The following is an 18,096-nucleotide window of genomic DNA, read 5'->3' as shown; positions in this document are numbered from 1 at the left end:
CGATGGCCGAGGCCGAGCACGCGATGCGCTACCGCAACGTCACCGCCCTGCCCGTCGTCGATGAACAAGGCAGCGCCCTGGGCGTCCTCGCCCTCACCCGCTGAACCACCCACCCTGGCAAGACCCTTCACCTCCTCACTCTGTGAGGCAACATGCGGAAGGCCCGACCGGCACGCGCCGCTCGGGCCTTTCCGCATACCCACAGGGAAGCGCATTCGGGTGGACCATGCTCCGGGCGGCCTGGCAACAGCGCCCTGATCGCCGCCCGCAACCGCGTACGGGCCGCCCGAGCCGGACTTCGCACTCGGCGCCGTCCCCGCCCACACGGCGCGCGTCCTGCGCATCATCGGCCTGGACCAGACCCTCCGCCCCCTGCCCGGCGAGGCCCTGGATCAGCCACCCGACCGCAGGCTCGCGCCTATCCGCCGGACCAATCTGCCGGGTCCCGATTACCTCAGCGACACGCACTCAAAAATCTATCTCGGCTGGAGTAGACATTAGGCGGTGGCGTGGCTATGGTTTCTCTCGTAACCCAGCGAGACAGCAGGGCCTGGCAGAGACGAACTGCCGGCAGTAGTACATGCAGTACCCGTAGGTGCAGTGCGCAGGACGGTGCGGTGGTGGAGTTCCGAAGCCAGGGCTGGTGCAGGACGGCGACGGGACTGACGACCGGACCGGGTGGCCCGCAGTCATCAGGGGCCACCACGAGCAGTACCCAGCAGTGAAGTGAACGAGCAGCACCTCGGTGAAGGCGTCGGCTGCGGGCGCGCGCACCGGGAAGTTCGGCAGTGGGGTTCTAAGCCAGAGCAGACGCAGGACGGGCGACGGGGCTGGCTGCCGAAACGTGGCGCTAGGGCAGGCCACGAGCAGTAGACGCGGTTCGCAGTACCAGCAGTAGGAGAAGTACCAGCAGTACGCAGTCCCCGCTTTGCAGGTAGTTGACATCGAGGGATGAACGGAGGAGTTGAAGCGCCATCAGGATCGCCCGGACGTGAGTGTGAGTCCGGGTACCGCAGGACATCGATAGTGAGGTGGTCTCCGGTCAAGCAACCGCGATCCCCGTACTCCCGGCAGCGTTTCGGCCGGGTCGGCGGAAACAGAAGGCCGGCGCAGCAACAGGGCCGGCAGATGGTGTAGCAGTTCCTTCGGGGCCCTGGTGTCGTACGCGCCAGGGCCCCTCCCGCGTTCCCTCCTTCCTCCATCTGTTTCGCAGTGAGGTGCGATGACAGCAGACGACTCGTTCAGCCGTCTCGACGACGACGGCTACCCCGCCTACACGATGGGCCGGGCCGCAGAGATGCTCGGTACCACCCAGGCCTTCCTCCGCGCCATTGGAGAGGCCCACCTGATCACCCCGCTGCGCTCCGATGGCGGTCACCGCCGCTACTCCCGCTCCCAGCTGCGCATCGCCGCCCGCGCCCGCGAACTCGTCGACCGGGGCACTCCCATCGAGGCCGCCTGTCGGATCGTGATGCTCGAGATCCGCCTTGAGGAAGCCCAGCGCGTCAACGCCGAGCACCGCTCCCCCGCGCCCGAAGGGCGCCCACGCACGGCAGCCTGAGGTGGACGTGCCCGCCGGTCACGGTGGGCACTCCCGCCCGCGCATGTCGGAGTGGTGACGCACCTTGCTGCCTATGGTGATGAGCCGTTGGGGGCGTGTAGCGTCTGTGTCAGCTGTCGTGGTTCGGAAGTCCCCTTTGCCCACGCCTTGGTGTGGGCGTTTTGCTGTGCAGTGCCGCAGGAACCAGGACGATCACCTCCGCCTTCCGCATGGAGCGGGAGGCGTTCATCGACTGGAAGGCATGAGACATGGCTACGGGAACTGTGAAGTGGTTCAACGCTGAAAAGGGCTTCGGCTTCATCGCCCAGGACGGTGGAGGCCCGGACGTCTTCGCCCACTACTCCGCGATCAACTCCTCGGGCTTCCGCGAGCTCCAGGAGGGCCAGGTCGTGACGTTCGACATCACCCAGGGCCAGAAGGGCCCCCAGGCCGAGAACATCAACCCGGCCTAACCCTCCCCACCCCGCCCGCGGACGTCTGCAATCTCCGCGGGAACCGAGGAGTACTGGATCAGGGCCGCGCAGCGATTGCTGCGCGGCCCTGATCCACGTCCGGAGCGGGACCGATGGTCCGTGCCTCGTACGTAGGACTGGACCGGCTGGTCGGGCCCGTGGCCGGCGGGCCGTAGTGCGAGCCCGATTACCTCCTGACCAGCCAAGAGCAAATCTATCCCGGCTGGAGTAGACATTGGGCGGTGACGTGGCTATGGTTTCTCTCGTAGCCCAGCAAGACAGCAGGGCCTGGCAGAGATGAACTGCCGGCAGTAGTACACGCAGTACCCGTAGGTGCAGTACGCAGGACGGTGCGGTGGTGGAGTTCCGAAGCCAGAGCTGGTGCAGGACGGCGACGGGACTGACGACCGGACCGGGTGGCCCGCAGTCATCAGGGGCCACCACGAGCAGTACCCAGCAGTGAAGTGAATGAGCAGCACCTCGGTGAAGGCGTCGGCTGCGGGCGCGCGCACCGGGAAGTTCGGCAGTGGGGTTCTAAGCCAGAGCAGACGCAGGACGGGCGACGGGGCTGGCTGCCGAAACGTGGCGCTAGGCCAGGCCACGAGCAGTACAAGCAGTTGACAGTGCAGCAGTACGCATCACCAGCAGTACCCGTAGGTGCAGTACGCAGGACGGTGCGGTGGTGGAGTTCCGAAGCCAGGGCTGGTGCAGGACGGCGACGGGACTGACGACCGGACCGGGTGGCCCGCAGTCATCAGGGGCCACCACGAGCAGTACCGCAGTTAACGCAGTGGCAGTACCTGCAAGTGCAGTTCCCGTAAGTGCAGTACCCAGCAGTGAAATCAGTGAGCAGCACCTTGGTGACGGCGTCGAGTGCGGGCGCGGCCACCAGGAAGTTCGGCAGTGGGGTTCTAAGCCAGAGCAGACGCAGGACGGGCGACGGGGCTGGCTGCCGAAACGTGGCGCTAGGCCAGGCCACGAGCAGTACAAGCGGTGACAAGCGGTTAGCAGTACGCAGCATCAGCAGTACCCGGTATCAGCAGTAAGCATCACCAGCAGTACGTAGTCCCCCGCTTGGTAAGTAGTTGATCACCGAGGGAAGAACGGAGGAGCTTGGCGCCATCAGGATCGCCCGGGCCGGCAGGTTGAAGCTCGGGTACCGCAGGACATCGTTAGTGAGGTGGTCTCCGGTCAAGCAACCGCGATCCCCGCGCCCCGATCACGCATGAGTCGGGTCTGCGGAAACAGAAGGCCGGCGCAGTATCAGGGCCGGCAGATGGTGTAGCAGTTCCTTCGGGGCCCTGGTGCCATAGGCACCAGGGCCCCTCCACGCGTTCCACGAGAGAGGTTCGATGACAGCAGACGACTCGTTCGGCCGTCTCGACGACGACGACTACCCCGCCTACACGATGGGCCGGGCCGCCGCGACGCTCGGCACCACCCAAGGTTTCCTCCGCGCCCTGGGCGAGGCTCGCCTCATCACCCCGCTCCGCTCGGACGGCGGACACCGGCGCTACTCCCGCTACCAGCTGCGCATCGCCGCCCGCGCACGCGAACTCGTCGACCACGGAACCCCGATCGACTCCGCCTGCCGGATCATCATCCTGGAAGACCAGCTCGAAGAAGCCCGGCGCATCAACGCCGAGTACCGCCGAGCCGGCGAATCTTCAGCTCCATCGGCCTCGGCCTCGTCGTCCTACAGCGACTACACGCCCGGGCAGTCACTGGTGGATTCACCGTCAAGCTCCTGACGGTGTCATCGGACACGTCGTGCGCTCAGTGGGCAGCGCGGAAGACGGCGATGTAGTGCGCGGTGAAGGCTGCCACGGTCAGGGCGTGGAACACCTCGTGGTAGCCGAACCAGCGGGGTGAGGGGTCGGGGCGCTGGAGGGCGTACACGACGGCGCCCGCGCTGTAGAGCAGTCCGCCCGTCACGATGAGGGTGAGTACGGCCGCGCCGCCGCTGTGCAGGAAGTCGGACAGGTAGCGCACCGGTGCCCAGCCCAAGGCCAGGTAGCAGGGCGTGTACAGCCAGCGGGGCGCTCCGATCCACAGGACGCGGAAGGCGATGCCGGCCAGAGCACCCGTCCACACGATCCACAGGAGGACGGACCGCTGGTCAGGGGCGAGAAGGAGCACGGCCAGCGGGGTGCAGGTGCCGGCGATGATCAGGAAGATGTTGGCATGGTCGAGGCGGCGCAGGACGGCCTCGCCGAGCGGTCCCCACGTGCCGAGGTGGTAGACGGCGCTCGTCCCGAACAGCAGCCAGGCGGTGACGGCGTACACGGTGCAAGCCGCGGTGGCCTGCGGTGTGCCGGCCAGACAGATGAGGACGATGCCCGCGGCCAGGGATGCGGGGACCATGCCGGCGTGGAGCCAGCCCCGTAGCTTCGGCTTGATCGGCTCCATCAGATCGGCCGCGCGCTCGAGCAGATCGGCGTGAGGCTCGGAGCCCTCGTTTCCTCCATCCGTCGGTGCGGAGACCACCTGGCCGGCTCCGGCGTCGTCCCGGGGCACTACTTCCCGTCCTGACACGTGCTGCTGGGCATCACTGGCAACCATGAGTCCATGCTAGGAGCCTGTCCGGAGCGGCATGGCCCGAGGTGTGCTCCAGTCTTCGGCGCGGCATCGCCGGGCGCGGCCGGTTCGACCGCCTCTTGGCTGCGGTCCTGGCGGTCTTCTTCCAACTGGGGCTGTGGAACTCGTGTAATTCGGCGGGCCAGGGGAACGATCTGGGCTTCCGAACGGGCCTCTCCGCTCTCCTACGTCCAAGGACCGCCGATGCTTCCCGAGTTCCGCTCCCACGCGTCCGCCCCCCTCTCCCATCAGCTGGAACAGCGGCTGGGGCTGGACCCCCGCCTCGAAGCCGGCCACATCGACGTGGAGCGCGTCGCGGACATCGCCGTCGTCGCATCGGCCCACTCCGACGGATACGTGGCCACCGCACACCTCCTCGGTCTGCTGGCCGCGCTCCCCGCCCCCACCGCGACCGGAGAGCACTTCTGGTCGGAACTGTGGAGGTCCTCGGGCTCCCTCTACCTGCTGCCCGCCAACATCAAAGCGTGCGTGCTGAGTTCGCTGGCAGGAGAAGGCACCGGCCTGGCCGGGCAGATCCTCTCGGCCTTCGACGAGATGACCCCGCCCCAGCGCATCGCAGCCGGAGAGGTCATCGGCCAGGCACTCGCCGAGTCCGACCACCTCCCCGACCTCAAAACGCAGGTCATCGGTGAACTGTGGCTCCGGGACCTCGAACTCACCGCCTGGCGCGTCCTGCACGCGGACCACAAATCAGCCGATCCGTCCAGGCGGGAGGCCTTCTTCGACGCATGGACGAGCGTCTGATCTGCAACGTCGCCCGTGCGTGCACCGCCGAATGCGTGCGCGATGCGTGCGCCATGCGTGCGCCATGCGTGCGCCATGCCTGAGCGGACGGGGCGGCACCAGCCGTCATGCGCGGGACGCGGCACCATGCCGCCGCACAGCGCTGATCAGGAGGTTCAGCATCAGGCGGCACGGTCCGGAACCGCCCGGCACGGAGAGATCCACGCCTGACATCAACGACGCCGAGGGCACGAGTGACAAGGGGGACCTGTGCGGGTCAGGGCCGGCCGTGTGCCGTTGATCGTCACCGGGGCCGTGCTGGTGCTTCTGGTGGCCGGGTGCGGCGCGGATTCGGGTGCGGGCGGGGAGTCAGAGCGGGCGGCCGTCAACGCCTACGTCGCGGCGCTCAACGCGAAGGACGCGCAGGCTCTACGGGCCTTGGCGCACCCGGGCAACGATGCCGAGGCCGAGATCGCCGACAGGGTGGGCCGGCTCGGCGGGCGGGGGCTGCGGCTCCGGGACGCTGAGGTCCTGCACGAGTTCGAGCCCGACTTCGCCCAGGTGCGGCTGGCCACCGAGGCAGCGGACGGATCGGCCGGCGAGGAGCGGATCGTTCTCTCGCGGGTCGGCGGCCGCTGGTACCTCGCGCTGGGCCAGAGCCCGGCGGGGAGCAGGAAGCCGAGGTCGTCGGCGGAGAAGCCGGCACCGTAGGCGGGATCAGGCCACGAGGTCGGCGTACAGGATCACGTTGTTGGTGCGGTGGCCGTTCCTGATCTCGCCGCCGCAGGTCAGCAGGCGCAGCTCGGGGCGGTTGGTCTCCCCGTAGACCCTGTCGGTCGGGAAGTCCTTCTTGGCTACGTCCTCGATCTCGCGGATCTTGAACCTGGCCGTCCTCCCGTCCTCGCGCGGCACCTCGATCAGGTCGCCGGGCTTGATCCTCTTGACGTTCTTCATCACCGCGGGCCCGTATTTCGTGTCGAAGTGCGCGACGAGGACGGACGCCCCCTTCTCGCCCGGTGTCACGCCCTGGGTCCACCAGCCCGGGTTGTCCGCGTCGGTGTCCGCGTCCGGCACGCCGAGCTCTCCCGTCGCCGGGTCAACCGCGAGGTCGACCATCTTCTTCGCGTCCACCCCGGCCGCCTCGATCTTCATGCCGGTCGGCTTCGACCCCGGGAGGGCGGCGGCGGCCGGGTGTCCGCCCCGGGGGGCGGGAGCCGCCGTGCTGCCCACCTTGGGGTCCGCCGGCAGCCCGGCGCCGCCCCCGGTGCCGCACGCGGTGAGGGTCCCGCACGCGGTGAGCGTGGCGATCGCGGCGACGGCGGCGGTGCGGAAGGTGGCGCGCATGGATGGTTCCCTCGGGTCGGCGTCACCTGCGGTGGCGACGACCACGACGTTACGAGGGTCATGTCCGGATCGCCCGTCGGGGACGTAACGGCCGGCCGGACGCCGCCCCGCGAACCCGTTACGACGAAAGCCCTCCCGGCCGGAGCCGGAAGGGCCACATCATCACGACATCACATCATCACGACACCACGACATCACCGAAGGGAAGCGGGCTCGGTCCTCGGGCCCGTGCTCAGCTGAGGCCCCTGCTGCGCTCGCCGATGCGGTCGCCCTGCGGGGTCCCGGCCCGCTTGAGTTCCGCCTTCGTGTGCGCTCCGCCCTTGACCTTGCTCCGGACCAGCCCGGAGAAGCCGTGCGCGTGCTGTACGGCGCCGGGCAGGTGGGTCGTTTCCTCGGCCTTCGCGACAGCCGCCCGGAAGTCCTGCTTCTGCTCTTTGCTCATCCCGTCGTCACTCCCTAAAAACACTCGGGGCACCCAATCGGACTACTGGGATCGTATGCATATAAAGGGCCCAACGCACCCGGACCGGACGTAAAGAATGGTCGATCAAGGACGGTCAGGGGCCGTCAGGGGCGCGGTCAGGGACGCGGCCGGAGGCCGTCAGGGACGCGGCGGAGTCGGGCGCTCCGGCGGCCCGAGCACCTCGAAGAGGAGCTCCTCCGGACACGGCGTGCCCCGCGGGAGCTGGTACTTCGCCGCGATCCGATACTCCCCCGGCGCCGGGGCCAGCAGCTCCGTCCACTCGTCCCCGGTACCGTCCGAGGGTGCCTTGAACAGGCATCCCGCCGTGTTCGCGTAGACCTTGGGCTCGGCGACCGTTCCCTTCGGCGTCGCCTTCCCGGCGGCCTTCGAGGCCTCCGTCTCCTGCGGCGGTTCCACCGGCTTGCCCGCGCCGTCCACCAGACCCAGCCACGGGGAGTGCGGAATGCGCACGAGCACCCGGCCGGCCTGCTTCACGTCGATGACCAGCTGGTCGGCGCTGGCCCGCACCACCGCCGCCTGGCCGGCGACCAGGTTCGTCGGGTCCGTGACCTTGAAGAGCTGCCAGTTCGCGTCGCCCCAGATCTGCTGGAGGTACGGGAGCCCCTCCCGCACCAGCTTCGCCTCGTCCCGCCCGCCCTCATCGGGTTTGTCGGCGGGCAGCACCACGTAGTGGACGGCCCAGCGGTCCAGCCACTCGCGGTAGCTGGCGGCCGTCAGGGTGTCGTCGTAGAAGACCGGGTTGCGCTCCAGATCGGCCTGCCGGTTCCAGCCGCGCGCGAGGTTCACGTACGCGGGGAAGGCGGAGGACTCGCGGTGGCTGCTGGCCGGGACCACCTCGACGCGGCCCCGGTCGGCGCCCGCCTTCTGGAGCTGGTCCACCAGCGGGGCCAGCTCGCGGCTCCAGGAGGCCAGCGGGGTGGTGCGGACGATGTCGGTGACACTGTTGACGGTGATCCAGGCGGTCACCCCGGTCAGCGCGAGGAGCAGGCCGTACCAGCGGCGCGTGCGCGGGGCCTCGTACGGGAGGGCCGCGAGTAGCACCACCGCGCCGAACAGCATGGCCAGCCGGGTCACGTTCGAACCGACCTGGGAGTCGATCGCCCAGGTCAGCGCCACCCCGAGGGCGTAGATCGCGGAGGCGGTCCGGACCGTCTTCCAGCTCTTCGGTACGAGACACAGCGCGGCCAGTGCGCACGCGAAAGGCAGCGCCGCCGAGATCAGCTTCATCGGCTGCGTCCCCGAGAAGGGGAACAGCCAGGAGGACAGCCCGACCACCGCCGCCGGGGCCAGGCCCAGCGCGTACGCGCCCGGGCGCCGGCCGTTCAGGAACAGCGCGGCCGCGATCACCCCGAGGAACAGTCCGGCGACCGGGCTGGAGGCGGTGGCGATCGCCGCGAGCGGTGCCGCCACGGCGGCCTTCGCCCAGCGCCGCTCGGCCCATTTGCGGGGCCAGCAGAAGACCGCGGCGACGGCCCCGAGCGCGAACATCGCGCCGAGACCGAAGGTGACCCGGCCCGACACGGCGTTGCACAGCAGCCCGTACACCCCGGCCAGGGCGGGCCACAGCGGCTCGCGGACGGCGCCGCGGCAGCGGGTCAGGATCATCGCGAGCAGCCCGGCCGAGAGCGTCCCGGCGATCATCATCGTGGTGCGGACGCCGAGCACGTGCATCACGTACGGCGAGACCACGCTGTACGAGACCGGGTGCATGCCGCCGTACCAGGCGAGGTTGTACGCCGAGTCGGGATGGCGGCCCACGAACTCCGCCCAGGCGTCCTGCGCGGCGAGGTCGCCGCCGCTGTTGGCGACGGCGAAGAACCAGATCAGGTGCAGCAGCCCGGCCAGCGCGGTGGCCACGGCCACGGGGTGCCGGCGGGCCCAGCCCAGGGCGCGGCGGACCGGCCCGGTGCCGGCTTGCGGACCCGGGTCTTCGGGGGCCTCGAGGGCTTCAGGAGCCTCGGCCGCTCGCGCCGGAGCTCCGCCCCTGCCGTGGGCGCCGCGGCCCCGGCTCTGGCCCTGCTCCTGGCCCTGGCCGTGCCCCTGCTCTTGGCCCTGGCCCTGGTCCTGCCGCTCAGCGGTGGTCACGCCGACGTACTCCCCACTCCGGTCCCTCGGGTGCGTCCCTCGGTTCGTAGACGCGGTCCGCCGCCCCGGGGTTGCCCCCGGGGCGGTCGCCGGACCCGTTCCGCGCTCGTGCGCGGCGTCGACTGGCCGCCTGTGGCCAGCGGCCGGCGGCCTGCGGCCTGCGGCTCAGCCGACGCGCGTCAGCTTCTTGCCGAGGCCGGGAGCGGTGAGGTCGCCCTGCAGCGCCACCGGCACCTTCACCTGGCTGGCGCCCTCGCCGACGGTCAGCATGCCGATCTCCGAGCCCGCCTTGGCGGTCTGCGGGAGCTGGGTGGACCCGTCAGCCAGCTTGATGGCGATCGTGAGGGTCGGCCAGCCGACCGCCTGCACGTCGGCCGTGGCCACGACCGGCACCTGGGTGCCGAGTCCGTCGTCCACGTAGCCGACGACATCACCCTTCTTGACGACGGGCGCGGCCTTCAGCATCTTCTGCGTGGCGAGCATGATGTCCTTGCTCGCCGCGATCGCGGTGCCGAGGATCGGCACGCCGTGCTGGCCGAGGACCGCTCCGACGATCAGCTGGTTGGTCTTGCCGACCTTCTTCTCGGCGGCGAAGAGCAGGTTGCCGCCGGCCTTGGTGGTGGAGCCGGTCTTGATGCCGAGCGAGCCGTTGAAGGGCACCAGGTCGTTGTAGTTCCGCCACTTCTTGCCCGCGGGGTCGGTCCAGGACGGCTTCATGGTGATGTCGATCAGCTCCGGCATCTCGACGATCTTGAGGCCGAGCTTGACCTGGTCCTCGGCGGTGCTGACCGTGGTCGCGTCCAGACCCGACGGGTCCGTGTACGTGGTGTTGGTCATGCCGAGTTCCCTGGCGGTGTCGTTCATCTTCTTGACGAACGCCTCCTGCCCGCCGTCCCAGCGCGCGAGCAGCCGCGCGACGTTGTTGGCGGACGGGATCATGATCGCGGAGAGGGCGTCGTACTGCGAGATCTTGTCGCCCTCCTTCAGGTTGTTGACCGTGGACTCGCCCTCGGTCTCCTTCTTGCCGTCCTCGACCGCCGTCTTGTCGACGGGGATCATCTGGCCCTTCTCCCCCTTCTTCATGGGGAAGTCCTTGAGGACGACGTACGCGGTCATGGCCTTGGCCACGCTGCCGATCGCCACGGGCTTCTGCTCGCCGAAGGTCCCGACGGTGCCGAGGCCGGCCGCGGCCATGTAGGCCTGGCCCTCCTTCGGCCACGGCATGGGCGCCGCGTCACCCTTGAAGGTGTACGAGGCGTTCGCGGTCATCTTCAGCGTCGGCGCCGGCAGCGGACGCACGAGCTGGACGACGGCGAGGACCACCGCGAGGAGCACCAGGATCGGCGCGTAGATCTTGAACCGCCGTACGGCGGTACGGGCCGCGCTCGGCGGCGGGGGCGGGTTGTTGGTGAGGTCCGCCAGCATGTCGAGCGGCGGCTTGGGCGGCAGCGGCTGCTGCGTGGTCCGCTCGGGGGACTCCCGCCGCTCGGGGGACTCCCGCGTCACGGGCGTCCGCACCCCGGCGGGGACCGGAGTCCGCCCCGGGGCCGAAGCCGGAGCGGGGGCGGTGGGCGCGCCCGCGCCCGCGGTGGGCCGCGCGGGCCCGTCGTCGCTCCGCAGCGGTACGAAGGTGCTCGCCCGCTCCGCACCACCGGCACGCGGGGACCCCGACTGAGCCGAGCCCTGCCCGACGCTGCCGCGCCCGGCGGGGTTGGGGCCCTGCCCGGCGGGGCCCTGCCCGGCGGTGCCAGGCCTGGTCGCGCCGGGGGTGGCCGTGCCCGGCCCGGCGGTGCCCTGCCCGGCGGTGCCCTGCCCGGCGGTGCCCTGCCCGGCGGTGCCGGGCTTGATGGCCCGGAACACGGCCGTCCGCTCGCTGTCGACCGGCTCGTCACCGGCCGGGGCCGGGGGCTTGACCGCCCGGAACACGGCCGTCCGCTCACTGTCCCCCGACTCACCGGAGCCACGACCGACGGGGGCACCCGGGGCCCGGGACGAGGCCGGGCCACCCTGAGCCGCCGGGCCGCCGGAACCGGTCCGGCCGCCCGGAGCGGCCGGAGCGGCCGGGTCACCCGGGGGCGCCGAAGTAGCCGGGGCACCCGAAGGAGCCCGGGTACCGGAAGAAGCCGGGGCGCCAGCGCCCGCCCCCGCCCGGTTGCCCGGCGCGGCCGGAGCACCCGACGGCGCCGAAGAACCCGGCGCACCCGAGGGGCCCTGCTTAGCGGAAGGAGCCGGGGCACCCGGTGCAGCCGGAGCGCTCGAAGGCGCCTGGGCGCCGGAAGAAGCCGGAGCACCGGCGGAGGCGTTGCCCGGAGCCGCCGAGGAACACGGGGCGCCCGAAGGAGCCCGAGTACCGGCAGGAACCGGGGCGCCAGGGCCCGCCTGGTTGCCCGGGGCAGACGGCGAGCCCGGGGCGCCAGAAGGGGGCCGGATGCTCTGGGAAGCCGGGTTGCCAGCGGCAGCCTGGTTGCCCGGCGCAGGCGGAGAACCAGGGGCGCCGGGGCCCGCCTGACGGCCCGAAGCAGCCGAAGGATCCGCCGCCGTCGAAGAGCCCGGCGCGCCCGAGGGGGCCCGGGTGTCGGACGGGGCCGGCGGGCCCGAAGGGGCCTGGGCGCCGGGGCCCGCCGCGTTGCGGGACGCCGTCGAAGAGCCCGGGGCGCCCGAAGGACCCCGGGTACCGGAAGAAGCCGGGGTGCCCGGAGAGGCCGGGGTGCCCGGGGCCGGGGTGGTCGGCATGCGGAAGACGGCCGTGCGCTCGCTGTCGGCGGGGTCGGTCGGTGCCGCGGCCGCGGCGGAATCCGCCGGGCGACCGGGGCGGGCCGGCGGCGTGACCGTACGGAACACCGCGGTGCGCTCGCTCTCGACCGACCCGGCAGCGGCGGCCTCAGGCCCACCCGAAGGGCCGGAAGCGGAACCCGTACCGGAACCCGTACCAGTCGGAGGCGTCGCCGTACGGAACGACGCCGTACGGTCACCCCCGGCCGACCCGGCGGCGGCCGAAGCGGAACCCGCGGAGCGGTCGGCATCGGCCGGCGGCGTCACGGCGCGGAAGGCGGTCGTACGCTCGCCGCCCACGGGCGCGCCCGAGGACTCGGCCCCGGAAGCGGTCCCGGGCGCGGAGGTCGAAGCCGCAGGTCGGCCGGTGTCAGTACCGGATCCCGCCGCGCCCGCGGAGGCGCCCGCGGGACGGGCATCCGAGCCACCCGCACGCCCGGAAGCGGAATCCGACGAGCCAGTGGAATCGGCGACACCGGCAGTCGGGGGCGCCACGGTGCGGAACACCGCCGTGCGCTCGCTCTCGACCGCCGCACCGACGGGCCCACCACCCTCGGCCCCCGAAGCGGACCCAGAAGCGGAATCTGAACCGGAATCAGAATCAGAGTCCGAGCCGGAGTCCGAGCCGGAGCCGGATCCCGAGCCCGCGACGGAATCGGAACCCGCGTCAGCCGCGTCTGCGGGCAGGTCGCTGAAGACCTCGGTCCGCGCGCCCGGCGCGCCCGGCGCGGTCGGCACGGCCGGCGCCTCATCCTGCTCGTCCCCGGAGGGCGAGGGCTCCGCCGTGGCCACCCACGCGGCCACCGCTTCGCGCAGCGGATCGCGGTCCGCCGGCCCGTCCTCGGAGTCCCTCGGGCCGAACAGCGACACCCTCGGGTCACGCCCCTCGGACGACCGCGCCGTCCCCGACGTTCCTTCATCAACCGACTTGTCGGGGGACTCGCCCGCCACCAGTTCCTCCTCGATCGCCTTCACGTCCGGCTGTCCGAATGTCTAACAGTGTCCCGTCTAGGGGGCATCGCCCCCGTGCTAGACGAGAACGACATAGCTGACGGTTCCCCCACAAAGCGGCCAGGCACTCTCGACAGATGAATGTGAGAGGCGTCACCCTGTCACTCATCCACGCGGGGAGGCATGGATGGGCAAGAGCCGCAGAACGATTCCGGAGGAGCTTTTGCTGCTCGCCTTGGACCCGGCCACGGGTACCACGGCGCAGCCGCAGTCGCTCGACCTCGGCCTGGCCGGGGCACAGCTAGTGGAGCTGGCTCTGGCAGGACGGATAGCCCCTGATGGGGATCGTATCGCCGTGGTGATGCCACGGCCGACAGGAGATCCGACTCTGGACTCCGCACTGGAACTGCTGCGCAGGCGCGGCAGCCCGGTTCGGGCGGTCCACTGGATCGGCGGACCCCGACTGGGGCTCCGTCAGATTTACCTCGCTCACCTGGAGCGTTGCGGCATGGTTCATGCCGTCGCGGGCCAGATGTGCGGGGTGCTGCCGACGACTCGCTACCAAGCGACCGACACAACGATCAGCCGGGAGATCCGTGGCCGGCTGGACAGTGCGATCCGCACCGGCGTACCGCCGGACCCGCGGACCGCGGCGCTTGCCGCACTGGCCCACGCGGTCGGACTCGGCAAGCACCTGTACCCCGGCAACGAGGGGCGGTCGTCCAGGTCCCGACTGCGGGACCTGATCCGGCACGACCCGATGGGCGGACTGGTGGCTCACGCCGTCATGGACGTCCAGAACGGCGTGGCCGCACAGCCACGCCGCGACCGGGCACCGGCCCAGCCCGCCCGGGCAACGGCGGCAGCCACCGCGCTGCAGCCGCGCCGGACCGGTGCGATGGCCCGCGCGGCCGCGCACTGATCCACCGGCAGCGCACGTAGGACAAGCAACACAAGCAACACGGGCGAGACAGGCAGGCCAGCAGGACAAGCAGGGCAAGCAGTAAGCGCAACCGCCGACGCGCGGGGCGACGGGGCCGGTACGCCGGCCACGTCGGCCCGCGCGTTTGCTTTTCCCACCCGTTCCCGCCCGTTCCCCAGCGGGGCCACGTCCTTCGGTGGCAGTCTGCTCACCAGCAGACACGCAGAGAGACAGCAAAGAGACAGAGACAGCAACAGAAGAAGGCGGAGGTGCCGTTCACGTGGCGTCCAATGTCAATCCCACCGTCCGACGCCGCCGACTGGGCATGGAGTTGCGCAAACTGCGCGAGGACAAAGGCATGACGGCCGAGCAGGTCGCGGAACGCCTGCTCGTCTCCCAGTCGAAGATCAGCCGGCTGGAGAACGGCCGCCGTTCCATCAGCCAGCGCGACGTCCGCGATCTGTGTGACGTCTACGAGGTCGAGGACCGTCGGCTCGTCGACTCCCTCATGCAGATGGCCAAGGATTCCCGCCAGCAGGGCTGGTGGCACGCCTTCGGCGACATCCCGTACAGCGTCTACATCGGTCTCGAGACGGATGCCGCCAGCCTGCGCACGTACGAACCCCTGGTGATCCCGGGGCTGCTCCAGACCCCGGAGTACGCCCAGTCGCTCGTCCGCGGCGCGTGGCCGGAGACGGCTCCCGTCGACGTGGAGAAGCGCGTCCAGGTCCGGATGCACCGCCAGAAGCGGCTCCACGAGACCGAGAACAGCAACCCCGAGATCGGACCGCTGCGCCTGTGGGCGGTCATCGACGAGGCCGCTCTGCGGCGGCACGTGGGCGACTCCCAGCTCATGATCCGGCAGCTGGAGTTCCTGATAGAGCAGTCGGAGAAGCCGCACGTCACGGTCCAGGTGATGCCCTTCTCGGTGGGCGCCCACCCGGGCGTCAACGGGCAGTACGCCATTCTGGAATTCCCGGACGCTTCGGACTCGACGGTCGTCTACATCGAGGGCGTGACGAGCGATTTGTACCTGGAGAAAGCGAACGACGTCCAGAAATACAGCGTGATGTACGAACATCTGCGCGCACAGGCCCACAGCGTGGACCAGACGCGGCAGTTCATCGCGAAGATCATCGAGGACTTCGCAGGCAAGGGGTAAAGGGGGTTCCACGAAAAGGCCGGTACGGTACACCGTCACTCCCCGGCGGCAGAAGACCTGAATGGAATATGCCACTCGGTCGGGTGAACGCCTCCTTCGCGCAAGGGGAGCTGCGGGTAGCGTCGATCACGTCAGCCGGAGCAATGGCCGACATGACACCGGAACCACTCGCTGAACCGGAGAAAAACATGGCTATTCGTCAAGGTGCAACGGAAAACTGGACCAAGTCCTCGTACTCCGCCAACGGTGCCTGCGTCGAGGTCAAGTCCCCCGTCATGGAGGCCATCGCGGTCCGTGACTCGAAGGTGCAGGACGGTCCGTCCCTCACCTTCGCGCCCGGCTCCTGGACCTCCTTCGTCGCCGATGTGACCGAGGGTCACCCGGGACGCCTCGCCTGAACGTCGAAGCGACCCTCCCGCCCCGCCGTCACACGACCAGAGCCACCAGCTCCACCGCACGACCGGCATTACCCGCAACACCAGCACCACATGCACAACCCGCACCACCTGCACCACCTGCACCACTGACTGGAGCCCTCTCGACCGGCCCGCCGTCGCCTGCCGAGGGGGCTCGGCCACGTCCGGGCCCCGAGCCCGGCCGCGGCCCCAGGGGGCTACCTCAGCTGATCGACGTACCGGTCCGTCCCCGGCACGGTCGGGATGAACGGGGCCACCAGCTCCACCCGCCCCAGCCCCGACTCCGCGACCTCCGCGTCCAGCCCCTGGAACCGGTCCCAGCAGCCCCGCGGATCGGCCTCCAGGAACCACAGCAGGGTCAGCCGGGTGTCGACCCCCTCCACCTGCTTCACGTACGTCATCCGGTCGCCCGGCAGCGGCGTCGGCCGGAAGACCGTGACCATCGCGGCCGGTGAGCCGGCCAGCCGCTTCGGCAGGGCCCGCGAGCGCAGCCACTCCAGCAGCTCGGCCCGCCGCTCCGGGCCCTCGGCGTCGATGACCTGCACCACGAGCCCGCCGTACGGGTGGTCGAGGGCGTGGAAGTCGCGGGGGCCGGCGGCGCCGTCCCGGTAGACGGTGGCCTCGTGGTCCTGGAACGCGGTGAAGACGTGGGTGCGGTCCTGGTAGACCCGGCCGTCGCGGTTGAGGCGCTTGTTGATGCCGACGGTCCACTTCATGTGCTCGTCGTAGCGGCCCTCGGTGACCCAGTACGTGGAGATGTAGCACCCGGCGGTCACGGGCTGGGCCACGGCCGACTTCTCCGGGTAGCGCAGCTCCTGGAGCTCGCGGGTGGCCACCCAGCGGCGGCCGGCGTACATCCAGGGCATGGCCATGGCACCGGCGTAGTAGTGGTCGTCCTCGTACCAGCGGTTGTACGCGAACTCGTGGCCCGGGTGCGGTTCGACCATGGTGATCAGCGCGTGGCCGGGGTGGACTCCGTAGGGGCCGACCGAGGCGAGCTCGGCGTAGTCGTCGGCCCGGGTGTTCCGCTCGTCTGCTGTCATGGGACAGGGTCTAGCTGATGCAGCGTCAGATGGGGAGCCCCTGGGGGCCGTTCACTATCCGATACATAGCTGTCATCTACACCTACTGACCGCTACGATGCCCGCACCCGCCTCCCGAAGGAGCCACCGTGCCCGCCTCAGCGCCGCCCTCCACCCTGCCGCCGTCCACCCCGCCGGCGGCCACCCCTCTGCCGCCCTTCGCCACCCGGATCCGTACGACCGCCCCCTCCGCCGTGCGCGAGATCCTCGCCGTCACCGCCCAGCCCGGCATGATCTCCTTCGCCGGCGGCCTGCCCGCCCCCGAACTCTTCGACGCCGAGGGCCTGCGGGCGGCGTACGACTCCGCCTTCGCCCGGTCCGCCGGCCGCGCCCTCCAGTACTCGACCACCGAGGGCGCCCCCGAGCTGCGCGCGGCGGTGGCGGCCCGGATCGACCGGCAAGGACTGGCGACCACCGCGGACGACCTGCTGATCACCACCGGATCGCAGCAGGGGCTCGGCCTGATCACGACCGCGCTCATCGAGCCGGGCGACGCGGTGCTCGTCGAGAACCCCACCTACCTGGCGGCGCTCCAGGGGTTCGAGCTCGCCGGCGCCCGGGTGATCCCCGTCCCGTGCGACGACCAGGGCATCCTCCCGGACGCCCTGGCCGAACTCGTCGCCCGCGAACGCCCCAAGCTGCTCTACACGATCCCCACCTTCCAGAACCCGACCGGCCGGACCCTCCCCGCCGACCGCCGCGCCGAGATCGCGGCCGTCGCGGCCCGGCTCGGCCTGTGGCTCCTGGAGGACGACCCGTACGGTGAACTCCGCTACGAGGGCCGCGCACTGCCCCGGCTCGCCTCCTACCCCGGGGCCGAGGACCGCACCGCGCTCCTCGGCAGCTTCTCGAAGGTCATGGCCCCCGGACTCCGGCTCGGCTGGCTGCGCGCCCCGGCCGCGCTGCTGCGCGGGGCGGTGCTCGCGAAGCAGGCGGCGGACCTGCACACCTCGACGGTCGACCAGCTGGCGGCGGCGGAGTACCTGCGGACGGCGGACCTCGACGCACATGTGGCGCGGGTCCGCGACGAGTACCGCATCCGGCGCGACGCCCTCCTGTCAGGCCTGGGCGCCGCACTCCCGCCGGACTCCACGTGGAACCGCCCGGAGGGCGGCATGTTCGTCTGGGCCCGCCTGCCCGAGGGCCACGACGCGATGGCCCTGTTCCACGCGGCCACCGCCCGCGGCGTCGCCTTCGTCCCCGGAGCCCCCTTCTTCGCCCGCGACCCGGACCCCCGAACCCTGCGGCTGTCCTTCACGACCCACACCGCCCCCGAAATTCACCAGGGCCTGACCCGCCTGGCCGCGCAGCCCCTCTCCCCCCAGGTCGGCTCCACCCCCCACCCACACCCCTAACCGCTGCGCGCCCCGAAGCCCCCCGCCGCACCCGTCGCCGCTGCGCGCCCCGAAGCCCCCCGCTGCGCCCCTGACCGCTGCGCGGGGCGAAGTCCCCCGCCGCACCCGTCGCCGCTGCGCGCCCCGAAGCCCCCCGCTGCGCCCCTGACCGCTGCGCGGGGCGAAGTCCCCCGCCGCACCCGTCGCCGC

At 71.0% G+C, this 18,096-nt stretch carries 14 protein-coding genes and 1 pseudogene; 9 read left to right on the top strand and 6 right to left on the bottom strand.

Annotation, left to right across the window (positions count from 1 at the left end; genetic code table 11):
• The first annotated feature begins 1,222 nt into the window (after positions 1-1,222).
• The 3 genes and pseudogenes from ACIQV3_RS40005 to ACIQV3_RS39995 all read left to right on the top strand — a co-directional run.
• The gene (locus tag ACIQV3_RS40005; protein ID WP_403722146.1) at positions 1,223-1,561 is read left to right on the top strand and encodes a helix-turn-helix domain-containing protein; all 339 of its coding nucleotides are present in this window, start codon (positions 1,223-1,225) and stop codon (positions 1,559-1,561) included.
• Positions 1,562-1,809: 248 nt separating this feature from the next.
• Positions 1,810-2,013, top strand: coding sequence for a cold-shock protein (locus ACIQV3_RS40000; protein WP_109779107.1), 204 nt, complete (start codon positions 1,810-1,812; stop codon positions 2,011-2,013).
• Between the two features lie 1,352 nt (positions 2,014-3,365).
• Positions 3,366-3,698: pseudogene (locus tag ACIQV3_RS39995) on the top strand (MerR family transcriptional regulator); the annotation flags it as partial.
• A gap of 91 nt (positions 3,699-3,789) precedes the next feature.
• Here ACIQV3_RS39995 and ACIQV3_RS39990 read toward each other — a convergent pair.
• Positions 3,790-4,575, bottom strand: coding sequence for a hemolysin III family protein (locus tag ACIQV3_RS39990; RefSeq protein ID WP_403722142.1), 786 nt, complete (start codon positions 4,573-4,575; stop codon positions 3,790-3,792).
• Positions 4,576-4,794: 219 nt separating this feature from the next.
• On the opposite strand from ACIQV3_RS39990, the gene ACIQV3_RS39985 reads away from it, so the two are divergent.
• Together ACIQV3_RS39985 and ACIQV3_RS39980 are read left to right on the top strand one after the other, a co-directional pair.
• On the top strand, positions 4,795-5,355 hold the full coding sequence (locus ACIQV3_RS39985) for a hypothetical protein (protein WP_403722138.1): 561 nt from the start codon (positions 4,795-4,797) through the stop codon (positions 5,353-5,355).
• Positions 5,356-5,625: 270 nt separating this feature from the next.
• Positions 5,626-6,045, top strand: coding sequence for a hypothetical protein (locus ACIQV3_RS39980; RefSeq protein ID WP_403722136.1), 420 nt, complete (start codon positions 5,626-5,628; stop codon positions 6,043-6,045).
• Between the two features lie 6 nt (positions 6,046-6,051).
• Here the strand turns inward: ACIQV3_RS39980 and ACIQV3_RS39975 are convergent, their stop codons facing one another.
• From ACIQV3_RS39975 to ACIQV3_RS39960, 4 genes are all read right to left on the bottom strand, one after another.
• Complete coding sequence (locus tag ACIQV3_RS39975; RefSeq protein WP_403722132.1) at positions 6,052-6,678, bottom strand: sortase domain-bontaining protein; 627 nt, start codon at positions 6,676-6,678, stop codon at positions 6,052-6,054.
• Between the two features lie 232 nt (positions 6,679-6,910).
• Positions 6,911-7,120, bottom strand: a complete 210-nt coding sequence (locus ACIQV3_RS39970; protein WP_403722129.1) for a hypothetical protein — start codon at positions 7,118-7,120, stop codon at positions 6,911-6,913.
• Positions 7,121-7,279: 159 nt separating this feature from the next.
• On the bottom strand, positions 7,280-9,247 hold the full coding sequence (locus tag ACIQV3_RS39965; RefSeq protein WP_403722127.1) for an MFS transporter: 1,968 nt from the start codon (positions 9,245-9,247) through the stop codon (positions 7,280-7,282).
• A 165-nt stretch (positions 9,248-9,412) separates the two neighbouring features.
• Entirely contained in the window at positions 9,413-11,173 is a 1,761-nt protein-coding gene (locus tag ACIQV3_RS39960) for a serine hydrolase (protein WP_403722125.1), read from the bottom strand.
• Positions 11,174-13,157: 1,984 nt separating this feature from the next.
• Here ACIQV3_RS39960 and ACIQV3_RS39955 point away from each other — a divergent pair.
• The 3 genes from ACIQV3_RS39955 to ACIQV3_RS39945 all read left to right on the top strand — a co-directional run bounded on the left by ACIQV3_RS39955 (position 13,158) and on the right by ACIQV3_RS39945 (position 15,452).
• Positions 13,158-13,892: a GPP34 family phosphoprotein gene (locus ACIQV3_RS39955; protein ID WP_403722122.1), complete on the top strand. Its 735-nt coding sequence runs from the start codon at positions 13,158-13,160 to the stop codon at positions 13,890-13,892.
• Between the two features lie 280 nt (positions 13,893-14,172).
• Positions 14,173-15,054, top strand: a complete 882-nt coding sequence (locus ACIQV3_RS39950; protein ID WP_403722120.1) for a helix-turn-helix domain-containing protein — start codon at positions 14,173-14,175, stop codon at positions 15,052-15,054.
• Between the two features lie 188 nt (positions 15,055-15,242).
• Positions 15,243-15,452 (top strand): DUF397 domain-containing protein, encoded by a 210-nt coding sequence (locus tag ACIQV3_RS39945; RefSeq protein ID WP_403722117.1) that lies wholly within the window; start codon positions 15,243-15,245, stop codon positions 15,450-15,452.
• A gap of 215 nt (positions 15,453-15,667) precedes the next feature.
• Here ACIQV3_RS39945 and ACIQV3_RS39940 read toward each other — a convergent pair whose 3' ends face one another.
• On the bottom strand, positions 15,668-16,513 hold the full coding sequence (locus ACIQV3_RS39940) for a hypothetical protein (RefSeq protein WP_403722115.1): 846 nt from the start codon (positions 16,511-16,513) through the stop codon (positions 15,668-15,670).
• Between the two features lie 128 nt (positions 16,514-16,641).
• Here ACIQV3_RS39940 and ACIQV3_RS39935 point away from each other — a divergent pair, with 128 nt between their 5' ends.
• Positions 16,642-17,907, top strand: coding sequence for a PLP-dependent aminotransferase family protein (locus tag ACIQV3_RS39935; protein WP_403722112.1), 1,266 nt, complete (start codon positions 16,642-16,644; stop codon positions 17,905-17,907).
• The last annotated feature ends 189 nt before the right edge of the window (positions 17,908-18,096 follow it).

The sequence above is a fragment of the Streptomyces sp. NPDC099050 genome (assembly GCF_044759865.1).
Lineage (GTDB): Bacteria > Actinomycetota > Actinomycetes > Streptomycetales > Streptomycetaceae > Streptomyces.
Note: the sequence above shows the minus strand (reverse complement) of the source record. Positions and strands in the feature narration are given on the sequence as shown.